This is a genomic window from Neochlamydia sp. AcF65 (assembly GCF_018342435.1).
Lineage (GTDB): Bacteria > Chlamydiota > Chlamydiia > Chlamydiales > Parachlamydiaceae > Neochlamydia.
On the sequence record NZ_JAEMUE010000034.1, the window covers coordinates 20417 to 39261 of the forward strand.

At 37.4% G+C, this 18845-nt stretch carries 7 protein-coding genes; 5 read left to right on the forward strand and 2 right to left on the reverse strand.

What is annotated here, in order from left to right; all coding sequences use genetic code 11:
- Nucleotides 1–516: 516 nt before the first annotated feature.
- The gene (htpX, locus tag NEOC65_RS03625) at nt 517–1428 is read left to right on the forward strand and encodes a protease HtpX (RefSeq protein ID WP_213155738.1); all 912 of its coding nucleotides are present in this window, start codon (nt 517–519) and stop codon (nt 1426–1428) included.
- A 187-nt stretch (nt 1429–1615) separates the two neighbouring features.
- On the opposite strand, the gene NEOC65_RS03630 is transcribed toward htpX, so the two are convergent.
- Both NEOC65_RS03630 and NEOC65_RS03635 read right to left on the reverse strand, forming a co-directional pair.
- Nucleotides 1616–4864 (reverse strand): tetratricopeptide repeat protein, encoded by a 3249-nt coding sequence (locus NEOC65_RS03630; protein WP_213155739.1) that lies wholly within the window; start codon nt 4862–4864, stop codon nt 1616–1618.
- A 954-nt stretch (nt 4865–5818) separates the two neighbouring features.
- Nucleotides 5819–7459, reverse strand: a complete 1641-nt coding sequence (locus NEOC65_RS03635; protein WP_213155740.1) for a hypothetical protein — start codon at nt 7457–7459, stop codon at nt 5819–5821.
- 249 nt (nt 7460–7708) lie between these two features.
- On the opposite strand from NEOC65_RS03635, the gene NEOC65_RS03640 reads away from it, so the two are divergent.
- The 4 genes from NEOC65_RS03640 to NEOC65_RS03655 all read left to right on the forward strand — a co-directional run bounded on the left by NEOC65_RS03640 (nt 7709) and on the right by NEOC65_RS03655 (nt 18758).
- Nucleotides 7709–8458, forward strand: a complete 750-nt coding sequence (locus tag NEOC65_RS03640) for a hypothetical protein (protein ID WP_213155741.1) — start codon at nt 7709–7711, stop codon at nt 8456–8458.
- Nucleotides 8459–9817: 1359 nt separating this feature from the next.
- Nucleotides 9818–15727, forward strand: a complete 5910-nt coding sequence (locus NEOC65_RS03645; RefSeq protein WP_213155742.1) for a hypothetical protein — start codon at nt 9818–9820, stop codon at nt 15725–15727.
- 499 nt (nt 15728–16226) lie between these two features.
- Nucleotides 16227–17762 (forward strand): leucine-rich repeat domain-containing protein, encoded by a 1536-nt coding sequence (locus NEOC65_RS03650; protein ID WP_213155743.1) that lies wholly within the window; start codon nt 16227–16229, stop codon nt 17760–17762.
- A gap of 435 nt (nt 17763–18197) precedes the next feature.
- A complete protein-coding gene (locus NEOC65_RS03655; RefSeq protein ID WP_213155744.1) occupies nt 18198–18758 on the forward strand; it encodes a hypothetical protein in 561 nt (186 codons plus the stop codon).
- Nucleotides 18759–18845: the final 87 nt, after the last annotated feature.

An 18845-nucleotide genomic window follows, 5' to 3' on the forward strand; every position in this document is an offset into this window, starting at 1 on the left:
AAATTGAGTAACACATTTTCTTGATGCATAAATAAAGGCACGTTAGACTGATAGAACTAAAGAATTAACCCTTCTCAAATGAGAATCCATCACCTCCTATCTAAAAACACCCTGTAGGTTACTTCCAAGAAAGTTACCAACAGGGGTTTTTTCCTTACTAACGACAACTTACAAAAGAAGTTAGAAGATAAGACTTTTAGTAGGATAAAATGCTCACCAAATTGCTTAAAATAAAGAGAGGCTAAGAATATTACATACTTATGCATAAGAAAATAAGTGAAAAATAATGATGAGAAAATTATTCGCTCTTGCATTGGGTAATTAACAATTAAAGAAGTTTTAAATAGCGAAGTTAACGCCTACAAGAAGTTTGAAATACAACAACCTGAATAGCTACCTTCTAGTCAAGGAAGCTTGCTTCTTAAGAGTTGCCCTTCGCAAGCAGAAATCCATTCACAATTAAAACCTTTAAATTGTAAGATTACGTTGAACGTCTGATAAAATGGGAGTCTATTTATGGCCTTAGCTAAACGTATTATTCTTTTCCTCGTTGTTAACTTTCTAGTTGTCGCCTTCATTTCATTCATTACCTACTTTTTTAATCTACAGCCTTTCTTGATGAAGAAAGGGATCAATTTACCTTCTTTGGCCATTTTCTGTTTATTATGGGGAATGGGAGGAGCGGTTATTTCTCTACTCTTGTCCAAGGTAATGGCCAAATGGATGGTCGGATTAGAAATGATCGATCCAGATACCCCCGACTTACAAAAACGTGCGGTACTTGAGACAGTCTATCAGCTAGCAAAAAAAGCAGGATTACCTAAAATGCCAGAAGTAGGTATTTATTATTCTCCTGAACTTAATGCCTTTGCTACAGGGCCTTCTCGTTCTAATTCCTTAGTAGCCGTTTCTTCAGGCTTAATAGAGCGGATGGAAAAAAATGAAGTGGATGCGGTCATCGGTCATGAAATTACTCATATAGCTAACGGTGATATGGTAACCATGACCTTATTACAAGGAGTCATTAATGCTTTTGTAATGTTCCTTGCAAGGATAGTAGCTTATGGTATTAGCAAAACTTTCTCTAAAGAACGTGACGAAGAACCTTCTCCTTTTATGTACCAAATGATTGTTTTTGGCTTAGAAATTGTTTTTATGATTTTAGGCAGCCTAGTAGTCGCAAGCTTTTCTCGCTATCGCGAATATAGAGCAGATGCAGGAAGTGCACGCTTAGTAGGTGCTTCTTCTATGATTGCTGCCTTACAAGCTTTGAAAAGTAACTTTGAAGTTAAAGATCCTAATCAAAACCAAGAAGCGATCAACGCTTTTAAAATCTCAGGGACTAAAAAAGGCTTCATGCAATGGTTTGCTTCCCATCCTCCTTTAGATGATCGTATTGCTCGCCTGCAGCAGCTTTACCGCTTCTAGAATGTTAAAACTAACCCTAGTATGAAGCAAGTTAAGGAAGATGTAACTTACTTTATATTAGGGGCTTCGTGTATGGCCTTTTAAGTAGACAAGAGTGCACTTTTAGATAATCAAAATATAATATGGTAATATGCAATTTATCCGATTTTGATATGCAAAGATTGAGCCTCATTAAAAATCATATTTCTCATAATTTTCTAGATAAAGACGCATTTAAGCTTTTAAGAGCTGCATTAATGGCTGTTACCGTGGGATGATAGATACCATACGCTCTAATGCTAATTCTAAGGGCTTTATTAATATACTCAGCCGCTTTTTCCAGACTTCCTTGCTCTTTGTAGATTAGCCCTAAGTTATGGTAATCTATTGCCACATTAGGATGATTTTCCCCAAAAAGCTTAATGTCGAGGGCGAGAGCTTTTTGAGCATACTCAGCCGCTTTTTCCAAACTTCCTTGCTCTTTGTAAATTAGTCCCAGGTTGCCGTAAATAGATGCTATATCAGAATGATTTTCTCCAAAAAGCTTCAGGCTTATGGCAAGAGCTTTATTACTATACTCAGCCGCCTCGTCTAAATTGTTTTGATCTTGGTAAATTGTTCCTAGATTGTTGTAAATTTTTGCGACACTGGGAGAATTTTCACCAAAAAGCCTATGGAAAATATCGAGCGCTTGCTTGGTATGCAGAGCAGCTTCTGGTAATTTGCGTTGTTTTTGGCAAATTTGCCCTAAGGTGTTGTAAGCTATCGCTACCGTGGGATGATCTTTGCCAAACAACCCAGACCCAATAGTAAGTGCTTTATTACTATACTCTGCTGCCTTTTCTAGGTTACCTTGATCTTTATAGATTAGTCCAAGGCTGTTATAAGCTTTTGCAACCTCGAGATGATCTTCACCAAAAAGTTTAAGATAAATAGAAAGCCCTTTTTCGTTATGCTCTATAGCCTCTTTTAAATTTCCTTGTTCGTAATAGATTTTCCCACGGCTACTATAAAAAGCTCCTACAGTAGGATGATTTTTTCCCAAAACCTTGAGACCAACAGTAAGTGCTTTATCGATATGCTCAGCAGCCTGCACTAGATTACCTTGATCATTATAGATCTGGCCTAAATTATTGTAAGCTAAAGCCGCAGTAGGATGATTTTCTCCATATATCCTAAGTGCGATGGCAACTGCCTTGTTAGCATGTTCGGTCGCTTTATCTAGATTACCCTGATCTTTATACATGTGCCCTAGGTGGAAGTGATAAGTTTCCATAGTGGGATAATATTCTTCAAAAAGCTTAAAGGTTATATTGTGAGCTTTTCTAGTATAATCGGCCGCTAGCTTAAAATTGCCTTGCTTTTGATAAATCTGTGCTAAGTTATTATAAATTATCGGTATACTTGAATGGGTGTCACCCAAAAGTTTTTGAGCGATAGCGAGCGCTTTTTCACCATACTTAACAGCCTTGCCTAACTTGGATTTATCGTGATAAATCTTCGCTAGATTGATATAGACTCCTGCTAAGGTAGGATGATTTTCACTAAAAAGCTCAAGACTGATAGCTAGAGCTTTCTTACCGTACTTAGCCGCCTTTTCTATATTCCCTTGAGCTAAGTAAATTATTCCAAGTGCACTCAGAATCTGAGAATTTTGTGGATTTTTCTGTTTTGCTAATATATAACATCTCATTGCTTCTTCTTGTTGAAAAAGCCTTAGCGCTATATCACCATGCGTCTGAGGCGAGTTATCCTCTAAATCTGATAATTTGAGGGTTTCTTCACGGCCTGCTAAAAAATCTTGCATAGCTTGGTAAAAAGGAATAAAGATGCGGTAAATTTTTTTTAACTTTTCCAGGGATTCATGGTCTAAAGCAAACTGCTGCTTAATAAGTTCTGGCTCCTCAAACCTGAAGGGTTTAATTAGCGGATTCATCATCTCTTGCTGCGCTTGATAATGCGAGTAAGTTTTAAGGCGCATAAATAACGCTATACTCATCCATTCATTCAATCTTACAGCCGCGCTATTTTTTATAACTCCTAGCTTGTTCAGTTCATCAATTCTAGCAAAACTACTAGAGGCTCCTATCTTTTTGAATAGGGCTAGCCGGTCTAAAGCTAAATGAGGAAACCGATAAAGATCATTTTTAACTTTAAAGAGCATGCCCTGTCTACTTAAATCGCCCATTCTCGGATCAAAAGCTTCCATATCAGCTAGTACAAGATGCTGCTTAGCTAAGTATTGCCGAAGGTTGAATTCTTCTTGATTAGTAACATTAAGCTTTTCTTGAAGTTTTTCACCGTATTCCCGGGTTAACTCAAAGTTACCTAGCAAATGAGTAAAGGTTAAAAGCTCCATAGGAAGATGAGGCTCTTTATTATGCCACCATTGGCCTTTTTCATCTTTAGCAATATATTGAGCCATCTTTCCAGGAGTTTGGATAAGCTCAAACGTCTTACCATCATTGCCGAAAGGAGTTTTACAGCCTTTCCCTTCTACCCCTGCTCCATCGAAGGCAAAGCCTCGTGGTGTAATACCATCAAAAAAACCTATAGTTTGTAAGCAAGGAATATTCAAAGCAGGAAGGATGGTTTCTCCTAAGTTAATAACTTTTAAGTGAATTAGATTCGTAAGATTCCTAAAATACTTCTTATTTGCGTCGTTATCTTCTTTTATAAGAATGCCAAATTCTAGATCGGAATAAGGAGTCATCTCTTCCCTAGCTAAGGAACCAAAACCTATCATAGAATATTTACAAGGTGCCGGCCCTAATACATCAATTGCCTGATTAACTAGAGAGCTAAAAAAAAATTTCATACGATCTGCAATACGGCCATAAAGCTCCCTAACTTGTTGAGGAGAAGGAGATTCAGGTAATCTCAAAATGTTTTTATTTATTCTCCTTCTAAGAGATTTTAATGCTTGGCGATTGCCCTCAAATTCGTTTCTTATTCTATTATTATCTAAAACTTTTCCCTGGCACAGATTTATAAGTAAATGTTGAGCTTTCAAAAGCCTTTCTTCAAAAAATTTCTTTTTGTCATCAGAAACAATTTGTAACGCATAATTGTAAAGCCCAGCGGCTTGAAGCAATGTTTCGGATGTACCTTTCTCCTGATAAATATCTCCTAGTTTTTCTATGCAATATGCTTCTTGGAATAGCTTTTTTGCGCAAACTTTTTCGCACATAGGGTTGTTCTTTTGAATAGCGAGTTTTAAACCTATCCTGTAGATGTCTTCTGCTAAAGGACTGCTTTCAATTAACTGCTTCCATTCTCTACATATGAGTTTAGCTTGGCACAAATCTTGGAACTCTAATCCCTTAAATATCTTTAAACTAATCTCTTCATAGACCGTAGTACGTCTTGTAGGATAGCTAGCATGTTCTTCTTTTTTCTCAAATGCGGGAAATATTAAGGAATGTATACGAAGAGAGTCTGATGAAAGCTGATTCATATGGTTATCCATTTTTTAGCTAGTTATAATTTTTGACCAAAGTATGCTTGCAGCTAAATGGCAAAAATAAAATTGTTTTTTCTAGACAATACTGAAAATTTATAAAAACGCCAGTAAAAAATTTGATGAGAATAATTATTTATTAAAATCATAGAAAGTGGCATGGAGACATCTTCCTGTAAAGCTTACTTAGTATTTAGCCAGCTTTTATCCTATGATTGCAGGTTCAATCAATTACCCTTCTTGCTCATTTTTAGATCTCTTAGATGCGCATATACTTGTTACATCCATGTGAGGCCTTAGTTAAAAAGCCTATGATTTATTTTAATTTTAGAACGGCAGAAGAATGAGTATGCTGCGATAAAAACACCTGCAGGCAGGCATTATTTTGATAGAATATTTTTACAATCTTTTTTGAATTCAAAACCCTGTGCGTAAGATTATAGGTTAGACAAACTATAGCTCATAGAGCTAGCATCGATTATTTAACTCGTACCCATCAGCTCAGATAACTCTTAAAATAGGCAATAAACGCTTAAAGTTATTAAAAGGCGATAAAAACTTACCTTCTATTTCACACTCAATAGCCATCAAAGATGATTTATACATAGTTATTTCTATGACTGTATTAAGGAGAAAATTTGAGGCATACGTGGAAGGGCTCTTTCTAAGCTATTAAAAGAAACACTTAGCTTTGTATGATCGTTCCATAACACAGAAGAAAAAGAATCTTCATTATCATTGGCTCGTAATTCTATAGATAAAGCCTCCAACCACCCATTGATTTCTTTAGAAATTACTATAAAATCTTAAAGATACTCCTCTCATATACATCATAAATTTGAATAATTTGCTAATGTAAACCATAGAAGAAAGCAGGCATGACGAGGGAGAGAAAAGGCAATATATGCTCTCCTTTAACCTAAGAGGAATATATAACCTATCTTCTTAAAATTAAACCCATGCATTTGTTTTTATTCTTCTAGAGACCAGAGGAGGAATAAGCCTTGTGGCTATTTCTACTTGATGTTCTGCTCCCCATTTGCGTAATTTAATACCAGGTAGGATCTCTTCAGCTTGCTTTTCCACAACTTTTAGCTCTTCCTTAGTAGATGAGGGTAGAGGCTCTGCTAAATTAACAAGAACCTCGACAGATTTATTTAGGATTTCCTCATGCTGCTCTTGCATCTTTTGCTGGAGGCGCAACAAATCGAAACGTGTCTGCTCTTTTTTGATAATCTCTCTTTCTAGAATAAGCTGTTTGGCGTAATCTCTTATCTCTTGTTGATGTTGGTCATATAACCTATTTCTATATTCTTGGATAGCCTTCTCTGTAATGCTTCTCATGCGCCTTACAAAGTCGCGAGTACTTTCTTGGATGATAAAGGCTTTCACTTTTTGAGGATCGATCTCCCTTTTAGTCGCTACATTTGCAGTTTTAGAAGAAATCTCGGTATTTTGCTTAGAATGAGTAACAGGTAGATTTTCCCGGTCTTGCTCAACTTTGTTATCTTGTTCTTGCGCAAAGATAGTTAAATTGTTAACAGCTAAAATGTAAGTGGCATACTGGGTAAACTTTTGCTTAAAAACTTCTAATTCTTCAGGACTAAGTTCAACCGCTTTTCCATCAACAAACTTGTGGAAAGTATTTTCCCGCAAGAATTTATCTATAAAGCTACGGTGTTCTTTATGGCTCAACTTATTTTGGCTAAGGAACTTTTCTGCTGCCTCCTTAGCATCTACATACTGATCCCCTACTTTAACAAATTTATCGGCTAAATGAGAGTGCAGATCGGGAAGTAGACCTTTAAGCTCTTGTACAGCTTTTAAGTCAGCTTTTCTATTATGCTTTTCTGCAGCAGGAATGTCTGCTTTAATAATGTTCGATCTATGCTTTTCAACTACATCCTCTGTTACTTCAACTAACTCGCTAACATGGGTGTTTTCTATGGATTTTTCTACAATCGCTTGTTTGCCAACATTCTTAGCTTCTTGATGTTCTGTTATTTTTGCTTTTTCAATTATTTTGACTTCTTCGGTATTTGCTTTTACTTCCTCGCCATTCACTTCTACTTCTTCTAGTGCAACGATTTTCTTTTCCTCGTCTGTACCTACAATACGTTTTACTTGTAGATATGCTTCTAATGAACCTTCTATCTCATTCTCCTGACCTTTAAAGTGAATTTCTTCGCCTTCTTCTTTTATCGTACCCCAATCTTCCAATTCGAAAGAGGGTTCCTCTAATTCTTCAAAAGTATTAGAAGCCAATTCAAGAGCCTTAGTAATTTCTACAGCTTTTGCTTCTGCTACAAAATCTCTTTTCGATTCGAAGGATTGATTAAAACTAGGAGTTAAATTCTCTTGCACCTTAATTACATCGTTATCATAAGCAATTGATTGTATGCCTTCTATAGCGTGGAGATAATCTTGCCTTTTAGTCTCCTCAGTGATAGCGCTGCTCTGTAGAAGAGTATTTTTTCCCACTTTATTGCTTTCTATTTTGCTTTCATTCAACTGAGATAAACTAGAATAAGATTGGGAAGAGAAATGATTGAAATAAGATCCTTGATGATTGGTAAAATTCATACTACTCATACAGGTCTCCTAGGAATAATCTTTACTATTTTTATTATACTTTAGGCTTATTTTGATAAGCAATAAATAATATTATTTTTTTGAAAAACAAAGAAATTATTAAAATTCTATGATTACAAGAAAATTGGAGAGTTTTTTTTAACTTCCTTTTTAAATTTCTCTTAAAGATTCAATAAAGAATTTGTAAGAAATATAGAGAGTTACTATAGTCTTTCTTTGAATCGCTAAACTTTAAACCAAGGAAATTTTATGACTCCCATATCCACTTCTTCATCAGAATATAAACAATTCAAAGAAGCATTTACGCAATATGCTCAATATACCGCGGCAGTTAACAATTTAAGAATTTTTGTTGAAGAAAACAAAGAAATTTATAAAGCACATCTACAAGAAGAAGCTAAGCAAATCGCAGAAAAAAAAGCAGAGTTAGCCGCTAAGAAGGTAGATATAGCTGCTAGAAAAGAAGAGTTAGCTGCTAGAAGAGAACAGTTGAAGGCTACAGCAGAACAATTAGATAAAGAACGTGAAGATGCGGAAATAAAGCTTGCTCAGGCAGAAGCAAAAGTAGAAAGAGGTAGAGCATTACAAGAAAGAGGAAGAGCATTGTCGAAGTTGGCAGATGTAAGGGTTTTTTGTACGGCTTTAGGCTTACCACAACCTCAAGAAAATGATTTAGAAAGAATCAATCAAATCGCATCAACTTATTTTCCTAATGGAGAAATTGGTGATATTAATGGGCAAATAACTCTTTTTTCTATAAGTCCTATTGAAAAATTTATTTCTGAAACAGGAAGCACTACCAACAAGCTTAATTTTACTCCTATCCGTATTGTTCATGATCCTAAAAACCTAGTAGAATTTTTACAAAAGCCTGGATGCCGTGTCAAATTTTTAGGCTTTGACGCTCGTATTAAAGATACCTTGGAGCAGCAGCTGGATGCAGTTTGCCCTAAAGAAGGCCGAACATTTAAAATAATGTATGTAGCACCCAAGAAATAATATCTTTTAATTAATATTTTCTCTTAAGAAGTTAAGGAGGAGGCAGGAGTATTTTTCCTTTCCCCTCCTTTCTTCACCAACACGCGATCAAGTTAAAGTCTTTGGATTGGTATAATTCCTATTGTTAATCTACGATTCCTAAAATAAAATCTGCTATGATGAGCAAAAGTTTTCTAAGCTTACAAAGAAACGGAAAGCTTATTCTCATCATTAACGAGTTAGCTTAAAATCTTCTTCCAAAAGATAATTTGTTAAACTTTTATAGTAAGCGGCCCGGGAGGTAGACGTGTTTAAATTTTTAGAGGATGAAGAGCTAATGAAAATCAAAAAACCCATCAAATAGAAAAAAATAGCTATTCGCGGAGGCTTTTGACTTTGCGGATGTCTTTAGAATCGCATTTAAGGCCTAGTATACCCAAGGGCCACTTACCAATTATAAACGGCTGCAAAAGACGATTCTCACTTTTTAAGAAATTTACTATTTTTTACCTTCTTCGATTTTTTCTAATATGAGCAAAGAATTATAGCTTCAGCCATCCGTGATCCCATATCTTTGCTTGCCAGTTTGTAACGCTGCTCAACACCATTTGCTCCAAGGATACCGCTTAAAGGAAGTACGCCTGTATAATTAAAAGGCTAATCCTTTGGAAGCTAGCTATCTTCATGATAGATAGGTTTTTATTCAACTTAGGATTGCATAAAGAAATTCTTAGAAGCGTATAACTAGAAAGATTGCCTATCCCATTTCTAATCAATTTAGAAAGACTACAAAAATGCCTACCATGCGCTAGAGCCCTCCACATTTTTGATGGGATACATCCCTTGATAAAATGTATACATAAAGAGGATAAAAAGGTTGATCCTTAATTTAAATCTTAATATGAGAAATACTTTGCAAGCTTTAGTCCCTCACTTTTAGGAATTATAGGCGAATAGCAATTAACTTGCCAAATAGGAGTAATGCTATTCATTTACTCTTCAAAAAACAAAACCAATATTAGTGCTTAAATTTATGAATAAAATAATTGCCAAACAGCTCTTCTGCCCTTTTGCCAGGTAACATGAACGTAATTTTAGTATTAACCCATCTACCCAAAGATTGCTATTACCGTGCGAGATAGTCAAGAGCAACCGCTCTTAAATTATATCTTTAGGAAGGAATTAATTGATATTCAGAGTGTCTTGCTTGGCCATTCAAGCTGGCTAAAAGCAATTGCCTCTACCTATATTAAGCTTATAGGAAACTTGTCAGAAGTGGTATCTAAACATCCCGCTAAAGAAATTAGCGGCCAGTTTTTTCTTATTTCATTTAAAAGATTAATAACAATAACAAACTTCCAAGATAGTTAAAGGATTTATATGCAAATCACCCCACCGCTAGGCCCTTCGCCATACATTTTTTACCGTGAGCCAGCAATAGAATCCGAAGAACCTATCAGCAATACCCCTCTTCCCCTTTTTGCGCAAGAGAGCAGGGCTACCCCTTCTTTATCTTCCCTTCACCGCCCCATATTGCCTTACATGCATGCAAAAGGTACACCCGAAGAAAGTCTTTTGAAGAAACGTCTAATAAAGTATTTAGGTCGAGAAAAAGACTTATTAGGAGAAACTGTAGCTCACCTTTACGCCGAGTCTTCTTCTTATACCTCTGAAGAAAAAAACATACTAGCTACGCTTTTGCCCGATCTTAAGCTACCTTGGTTTATAGTTACAGAGGAACAAAGGAAGGAGATAATCGAACAGGGGGTAAGCGTGGCTTCGCATCCCCTTCTACAACCATTTCACAGAGTTTTAGCTAAAATAGCGGATACTATAACTTCAATTACGACTCCTTCCCTTATAGGCAAGCTGGAAATCCTGGAAACCTATTATTGTAATTTTATAAATCAGCTTTTAAAGGCTTCTAGCTTAGAGAAACGAGAGGCTTTATTAGCTTTGAAAGCCCAAGTTTGCGGAGATTCAGTTGGTTTTCTTCTCCTTGATATAGATAAAGCGCGTGCAATGCTTTCTATTGATGAATTAGGATTACCCTGTCGCACTAATACGCATGGTAGGCATGCAGTCGCCTCTTTAGAAGGCCTGCATTGTAAAGCTAATCCTACCGCTGCGCTTGTCTCTGACTATCTAAGGCCTGCATGGGAATACGCCGCTACTTCTTTAACCCAAGCTTTTTCATTGGGACCTTTCATTGCGGCTCCCACCGCCTTGCTTAAAATTTCTCACGTCTTAACGTCTAATTGGCATGTGTCTGCAGATCAAGAAGCAAAAAAAATTTTCCGCGAACAATCTAGGCAAGGCAAAAGTAGCCGCCAAATTTTTGCTGAAAATCCAGGCTTAAGAGAGCGGCTATGCACATCAAGTTATGGCGAAGCACGTACCTTACAAGTGGGATATACTGTAGGTCATTCTAGTGGGGTCCACCGCCCTACGGCTATTTTACTAGCTGACCTTATCAGTGTTCTAGAAATGTTTGACATCTTATACCACCAGCTTTCTTCCGAGGAGCTGATAAGAAGCTGGGATTACCTGCTAGAGGTTGCTCATCAGCCCTGTTTTTCTACACCTATAGAACTTTTTCAAAGCTATAAAGCTTGGATGGAACAATTACCCGATGAACAACGTCTAGCAGAATTTTCTTCTAGCGGCGAGTTTAGCCTAAGATCCGAAGAGCAGGGCTTACGCATGTTTTATCTAGATTACTTAAAAGTTAAGGGAGAAAGTAATTTTGGGCAATTATTAGCGATCTTAAAGTTACATCCCCGATTGGCCTGGCAAGCTTCATTGGCAAACTTGGTTGATCTTCCTTTAGCTTTGCGTTGGATCATTAAGCTTTTCCCTAATCATTCTTTACCTGATCTGTCTCGCCTCATCCCCCCTTTGCTTGGAAAGTTAGATAAGGAAGCATTTAGCAGCTTAATCATTGCGAGCCTCTTAGTCCTGCCTAACGATGGTAAAGCTGATAACTATATTGCTGAAATCGAATGGGAAAGCACGGAGGTGAAGCGTTTAAGGCTTGTCTGCATTGATAATGATCGTGCTTTCGAACCTGCGCTTACCCCAATAAATAAAGGTCATGGTATTCACTTAAAATGCTTACCGCTATTGCTTAAAGGATGCATGAATCAACCTGTCTCCCAAGCGGTCAAAGAATTTATGGTAAATTTAGAGCCAGTCGATTTTCTGCTGAAATGGATTCAGCAGTTAGATCAAAGAAATCAAGCCTATCAGCGACTTATTACTCAGAAACAACTTTTGCAAGAAGATCTCTGGGATGAAGGCCAAGAAAAAAAGCTTGATATCCCTCTATGCTTACCTCAGGGGCTATTTTCAAACCTTCATAAAAAATTAAAAACTATTCAAGATATGCTTGGGCATAGCCCCATCAATCATTATGAACTTTTTAAGAACTTAGAGCCGACAGCTTTTGCCTGCTATCAAGCTCTTATGCAACGGCATGCTAATCCTCTAGATGCGCTATTAACTTTGCATCGTCACCGAACCACAGCTGAAGCTCTTATAGGCCCGATTGCTTTATCTGCTCATGACCTCCAATCCATCAAGGTGTCTTTAGAAGAGGAGGCCAGCGCGTTTTTGACATCTCTCGACTGGTCTGCTAGTATTCCTTCTTTGCTTAATCTACTCAAAGCGGTGGCAGCTCTTTCTTTCTATATCCCTCTTCCTCTTTCACTAATGCAAAAGCAAAACCTTTTGTTTATGGCCATCGATCTTGGGAATGTTTCTTTAGTGAAATTAGCTCTCCAGCAAGGGGCCCAGGTTAATCAAGCCGATGAGTCCGGTCAAACCGCCCTGCATAAGCTTATGCGCACCTATACTTCACCGCAGATTGAAGAAAGGCATTTATCAATAATTGCTGATCTTTTGCTAGAGCAAAAAGATATCAATCTTAATGCTGTGGATAACGATTATTCTCCTCCTCTTTTTCCGCTGATTAATCGTGCTTCTCATGCTCCTAATCGCTTTACCCTCTTGTTAGCTAAGCTAGTTAAGAAGGGAGCCGATTTAGACTACCCCGATTTTTTACGTAAAGGGGAGACGCCATTAGAAAAAGCTATGAGCCAAGACAAAATATTTGTATTTACAGAACTGGCTAAAAAGGGGGCGGGTGGTAAAGCTCATCCTGCTAAAATCCTGGAATTTGCTAAAAAGCATGCACACAATCCTCAAATAGGCCAAGCCCTCTATCTCTTAGAGGCCCAGCTACCCTCCTTTGCTTATTTACGCTCTCTAGCTCTTTTAACTCTACCCCCTAAGGAAGAAGGTTTTTTATGGGTAGGCATCAATGCAGGTAAAGTGCAACTTCATCCTTCTGTTATAGCACAGCTATCGTTAAATAAAGCCTGGCGCTTTGAAAAAACATCCAATACCTATGGCCGAAGAGCTGTGGTAGCAGTCAGCTATCTTCAAAGAAAGATGCATTTTAAGCCAGATCCAGAAATGGCAGGCATAGAATATGCAGTAGGCAGGCTGCATGAATTAATTGTTCGACATGGAACTCCGCAAACAGAACTCTTTAAATGCTATGATATTTTAGGGAAACCCTATGCCGTTCTAGCCTCGCAAACCATTGAGGGACAAAATTTGCAGGAAGCTTTACAAAATGGAAACACATTGGAGGATTTAGATCTCCACCGCCTACAAAACATGATGATCATGGCCATGTTAATTAATCCGGAAGATGGTAAGCCTGACAATTATATTTTACAAACATTTATCAACTATCAAGGAGAAGAGAAAAAGCAACTAGTTTGTATCGATAATGATCACGCCTGGGTTCCATCTTTTTCTCAGGAAGGGAAGCTACAAGTTAAATGTATTCTATTTTGTCTTAACCAAATGAACATTTCTCTTCATCCACAAATAAGAGAACATTTTTTAAACCTTAAGCCTCTGGAAATTTTACAAAGCTGGCTTAAAGATTTAGAATATCAACAACTCCGTTATACTGAACTTTTTAATGAAAAAGAGCGAGAGTTCACTTATGCTTACAATAAGCAAAATCCTGTAGTGATTTCTATCTTGTTACCTCCTAAGACTGTAGCCAAGCTTTATCAAAAGCTAACACGTCTTCAATGTGCTCTTCAGGAAAATTCGAGCTTAACGCCTTTGGATCTACTTATTCGCTTAGACCCTCCTTTGGGAAGATACTATGCCAATCTCCTAACAGATGCTCTCCTTTCTCCTTTAAGCCGCTTTTTAAAAGGGGCAGGAAAATCTTATCAAGTCAATCCTCAAGGGCTAGTAACAATCAGTACAAGCCGTTTTATCTTGAAAAGTTGTAATATGCTAACCGAAAATATAATAGCAAACGAGGCAAGGTATTTGCCCAAGGAGGCTTTAAAAGAGCTAGAAACACTAATTCAACAAAGCCATCCCAGTCATCTTAGAAACGTGGCCGATGCTCTCCAAATAGGAAATATTCAACCTTTTCAACAGCTTTTGACAGATGAGCTCCGCGAAGCAACACTAGCTTTTATAAATATTTCTCAGCATAAACAAGAGCTTGTACTGCTTAAAGCCATGACATCCTCTTCTTTTTATTCTCTATTTTTAAATTATTGCAATGAGCTGACATCCTCTCTACTCATAGCTTTGATAAAGGCATCACCTAGCCTTAGATTACTCGAAGCGCGCGGATGTTATAAGATAAATAAATTTAAAGCTAAAGACCTCTCGACCCTGACCCATCTTAATCTTTCTTACTGTTTTAAACTTTCAACCTTTAGCCTACAGGCCCCTAAGCTACGCTTTCTCTCCCTGAAGGACAATGCTGCTCTTACTTCTTTCGAATTAAAAGCTCCTTGCTTGGAAGAGCTAGAGCTAGAAGGGTGTTCAGGTCTTTCTGCCGAAACTATCCGAAGAATTGCGATAAACCTTCCTCATCTAAAGCGCTTAACTTTAAAAGGTTGCGACATCTCTTCTTTACCTTATCATGAACTTATTTATCAACAACCCTTATTGATTCGCTATAAGCTAGACACATTTTCTGAAAAGTTTAGGCAGCAGCTTAAAGCCTTGCTTGATAATTCTTTACAGGCCTTTGACTCTCTAGACCAGCTTTTTTGGAATTTCCAGGCTGCTTTAGTAAATGCGCTTGGAACAAACAGCTTGCTTACCAAGCTTGCCCTTAATAATAGTATGCCAGGCAACCATGGTATCACAATTTTAGCTAAAGCCCTTACAACCAACACATCCCTTACTCACCTCACTCTTAAAAATAATATGATAACTCCGGAAGGTGCTAAGGATTTAGCTAAGGTCCTCAAAGACAATCGTTATCTCCGTAAGCTAGACCTTAGCTTGAATTTTACGATAGATGATGAAGGAGCTATTGCTTTAGCCAAAGCCCTTAAAAGCAATTTTTCCCTTACTTACCTTAACCTTACTTGCAACCGGATACATTCGGAAGGTGGCATCGCATTAGCCCACTCTCTGCAAGATCACGCTTCCCTCACTACACTCAAGCTTGATTGTAATAAAATAAAAGATCAAGGTGCCATCGCATTAGCCCAAATGTTGGTAACCAATACCTCTCTTACCAATTTAAACCTAGGCATTAATGAGATAAGTGATGCAGGGTCTATTGCTCTAGCTAAAGTTTTACAGAATAATACTACTCTTACTAAGCTAAACCTGGCAGATAATGTAATAGGCGATCTAGGTATTAGCGCTTGGCCTCAAATTTTTACTACTAATACATCGCTTACTGCGCTAAACTTGGATAGTGGCTGGATAAACCGAACCGAACGGCTACGGATAAAAAAAACTTATATATATGACTTAGTGCTGGCAAATGGGCTAAAAAAACCTTTGGAAAATCCCTATCTTTTTTCATTAGCAAGAGAGGAAAATCTTTCGCAAGATAAAATGCTGCTAGAGAGAGAAGTTTGCTTACAGCAAGAAAAACATTTGTCCTCTCTTCAAATATTATTTAAAGATAGAGGATTAAATGGAGAGCCGCATCCGCTTCCTCTTGAGTCTCTTTCTCAACTTGTTTCCTACCTGTGGAGCTCACTTAATGATTATTCTACCTCGATTGCTTTTCATCAGGTAAATGAGGAAACTAAGCGTAGGATAGCTCATTTTCAAATTCAGTTATTAGACCTAATGCATCGAGAATTTTCTCTATTTAGCCAAAAAGAACTCCAGCAAGCTCAGAATTATTTAAGTGCTATTTATTCTTATCTCGTCGATAGAGCAATTATATCTGAAGACTTCTTTCTTAACATGATGGCAAAGGAGGAGAGGTGAGGAAAAAGATTTGCGCTTCGTTTCACCTCAATTGCAGCAATCTCTAACTGGGAATTAAAGAAATAAATTGCGAAGAAAGTCCTGTTATACAATGAACAGGGTTTAAAAAGGCACTTGCTTAAATAATGCAGGTTTTAGTCCTGAAAACATGGCTTTGATCAGACACTTTGTTGCTAACAAGCCAGAGATCTGCAAGAAAAGATGGTCGATGCTAGACGAAATGCCACTTATGTACTTGATTAGTTGAGAGGAAGGCTAGGCAAGGTATTGTTCAAATAATTCTCATCAGGACACCTTGAGATGAAGGAAGAAAGTAGGGAATGAAAATAAGGCAATGCAACAAAAAAACTATGTCAATCTTTGATTAATAAAAAATATTTACGTTTTTACAAATAAGGCTTGTAAAAAAAAGAATGGAAGTAAATCTTCTCAAATATAAGAAACAAGTACCCTTAGCTTCAACCTATTTGATAAATAAATATAAAACTCAAGGAGAATTATGCTTCCAGCCACTACTTCTAGCACGCAAACAAATTTTCGAACCCTAGTCTCAGAAAATATAGAAGATCCTGTATCAAGAGAATTGATGACACAAGCGGTTACCTTAGTTCCCTGTGGTCATACTTTTAATGAAGATACTATTATTCAGTGCTTAGCTCAAAGGGCAATTTGTCCGCTCGATAGGCAGCCCATTAAGAACTATGTACCTAATTATACTATCCGGCAATTGGCTGAAGCTGCCGAGTCTCACCCTTTAGAAGAAATTAAACAAGAGCCTAGCGAAGAAGCCGTAGAACATTTCCTACGCGGCAAAGAACTGTATGAAAAAGGAAATAATGCAAAAGCCATTGAGGCTTTATTGCAAGCTATAGAGTTGAGCCCTACATATGAGAAAGCACAAGCTTTTCTGGAATGCTGCCTAAATCGCTACTCTAGCACAGAAAATCTAGATCATTCTCCTCAGGCTATTGTTTCCCTCTACAATGAGATAGTCGCTTTTCATTTTCCTCACGAAAATGGGAATTTTACTGAGCAAGCCAGCATTTTAGATAGGATCTACAAAATTGAGCCTAGCCTTTCCATTGAGTTTAAAGTAAATCATATCTTTAAGCAAATCTTGACCTTAGCTCAATCTCTTTCTCCTTTGGATCTTAATATAAGGAATAAACGTCTTACATTCTCGAGTAGCTCTTCCTATATTCTTAATATTAATCGTCTTTTACTTTGGCAAAAATTACCTGGGGGTAAAGAATATTTAAACCGAGACGAAATCAAAACTCTGTCTATAAAAAAACAAGGAAGACTTTTAAAAGAATGGATGAGAGAGAATTGTGAAAACCTCCTCCACCTGGACTTAGGCAAATCAGGATTAACTTTTTTGCCCCCAGAAATTGGGCTACTCCCTCAGTTGAAAACGCTTGAATTAAACCAAAACCAACTTACCACCCTTCCTGACGAGATAGGCCAGCTTTCGCAGCTACAATTGCTTGGTTTAAGTAATAATCAGCTTACTTCTCTCCCTGCAGCTATCTGCCAGCTTTCTCAGTTGCATACACTCGCTTTGAGCTACAATCAGCTCACTTACCTTCCTGCAAGGATAGGTCAGCTTACATCATTGCAACGTCTTTACTTAGGAAGAAATCAGCTTGCAGCTCTTCCTAGCGAAATTGGAAACCTTTCTCAGCTGAAAATCCTTGACTTAGTTGGAAACCATCTTAGCAAACTTCCGACAGAAATAGGCCAGCTTCCTTTGCTCCAACGCCTCTACTTACAGGAAAATCTCTTAACCACGCTTACTGCGGCAATTTGGCAGCTTTCCCAGCTGCAAAGTCTTCGCTTAAGTCACAACCAATTAAATATCCTTCCCACAGGGATCTCTCAGCTTTCTGAGCTGCAATCACTTGACTTAAGTCATAATAAGCTTAACTCCTTTCCTGCTGAAATAAGCCAACTTGCTTCGCTGCAACGGCTTAATTTAACCGAAAATCCATTGACAGAGATTCCCAGCGAAGTGAGAGAGCGTTTTAGAATTTAAAACACCTTATATTTTTAAAATCGAAGAAGAATAGAGGCGTTGTTGCGTAAATGATAAGAAGCATACGCGATAAAATTGCTTTTTAAAGCTTAAGAGCTATAAAGCTTAGTTTGCTAGCCAAAAACTTTAGGCAGGTTATAAAAAAAACTCGTCTATCGGATACCTAACTGATCGGCGTATAACAAAGCTTTAGTTTAAAGAGGAAGCATAACTTTATAAGCGCTAGCAAGCTAGCCTATCAGCAAGCAGAATTTTAGGCTAAGCCTTTGGTATAAAAGAGATGACCAAGCTCAGACTATCCAAAGGGCAAAATGAGTGCTAACTTAAGTGATAAGGTATAGTCTATGCGATGAGAGCTATTAGATCATTTACGCAACAAGGACGATAAACGCGAGCCCTTCTTTGAATCACTAAACTTTAAACCAAGGAAATTTTATGACTCCCATATCTACTTCTTCAGCAGAGTATAAACAATTCAAAGAAGCATTCACGCAGTATGCTCAATATACTGCCGCTGTTAACAATTTAAGAATTTTTGCTGAAGAACAAGCTACTCAAAATCTCAGACAATTTGTGGAGGAAAATAAAGAAAGTTATAAAGCACATCTACAAGAAGAAGCTAGGCAAATTGCAGAAAAAAAAGCAGAGTTAGTTGCTAAAAGGGTAGAAATAGCCGCTAGAAGAGAACAGTTGAAGGCTACCTCAGAACAATTAGATAAAGAACGTGAAGATGCGGAGATAAAGCTTGCTCAGGCAGAAGCGAAAGTAGAAAGAGGAAGAGCTTTACAGGAGAAAGGAAGAGCTTTACAAGAGAAAGGAAGAGCATTATCCAAATTGGCAGATGTAAGAGTTTTTTGCACTGCTTTAGGCTTACCACAACCTCAAGAAAATGATTTAGAAAAAATCAATCAAATCGCTTCCACTTATTTCCCTAATGGAGAAATTGGTGATATTAATGGACAAATAACTCTCTTTTCTATGAGTTGTAATAGATAGGACTTAATCTGACATTTGTGATAAAAATAAAGGAAACTCAATTTAAAAGCCGCGAAGCTTGAAGCCCTGTCGCTCATTAAAATTGGC

Bases quoted from the DNA above. Each gene is read 5' to 3' on its own strand.
- htpX (WP_213155738.1), top strand. From the start codon at position 517: ATGGCCTTAGCTAAACGTATTATTCTTTTCCTCGTTGTTAACTTTCTA.
- NEOC65_RS03630 (WP_213155739.1), bottom strand. From the start codon at position 4,864: ATGAATCAGCTTTCATCAGACTCTCTTCGTATACATTCCTTAATATTT.
- NEOC65_RS03635 (WP_213155740.1), bottom strand. From the start codon at position 7,459: ATGAGTAGTATGAATTTTACCAATCATCAAGGATCTTATTTCAATCAT.
- NEOC65_RS03640 (WP_213155741.1), top strand. From the start codon at position 7,709: ATGACTCCCATATCCACTTCTTCATCAGAATATAAACAATTCAAAGAA.
- NEOC65_RS03645 (WP_213155742.1), top strand. From the start codon at position 9,818: ATGCAAATCACCCCACCGCTAGGCCCTTCGCCATACATTTTTTACCGT.
- NEOC65_RS03650 (WP_213155743.1), top strand. From the start codon at position 16,227: ATGCTTCCAGCCACTACTTCTAGCACGCAAACAAATTTTCGAACCCTA.
- NEOC65_RS03655 (WP_213155744.1), top strand. From the start codon at position 18,198: ATGACTCCCATATCTACTTCTTCAGCAGAGTATAAACAATTCAAAGAA.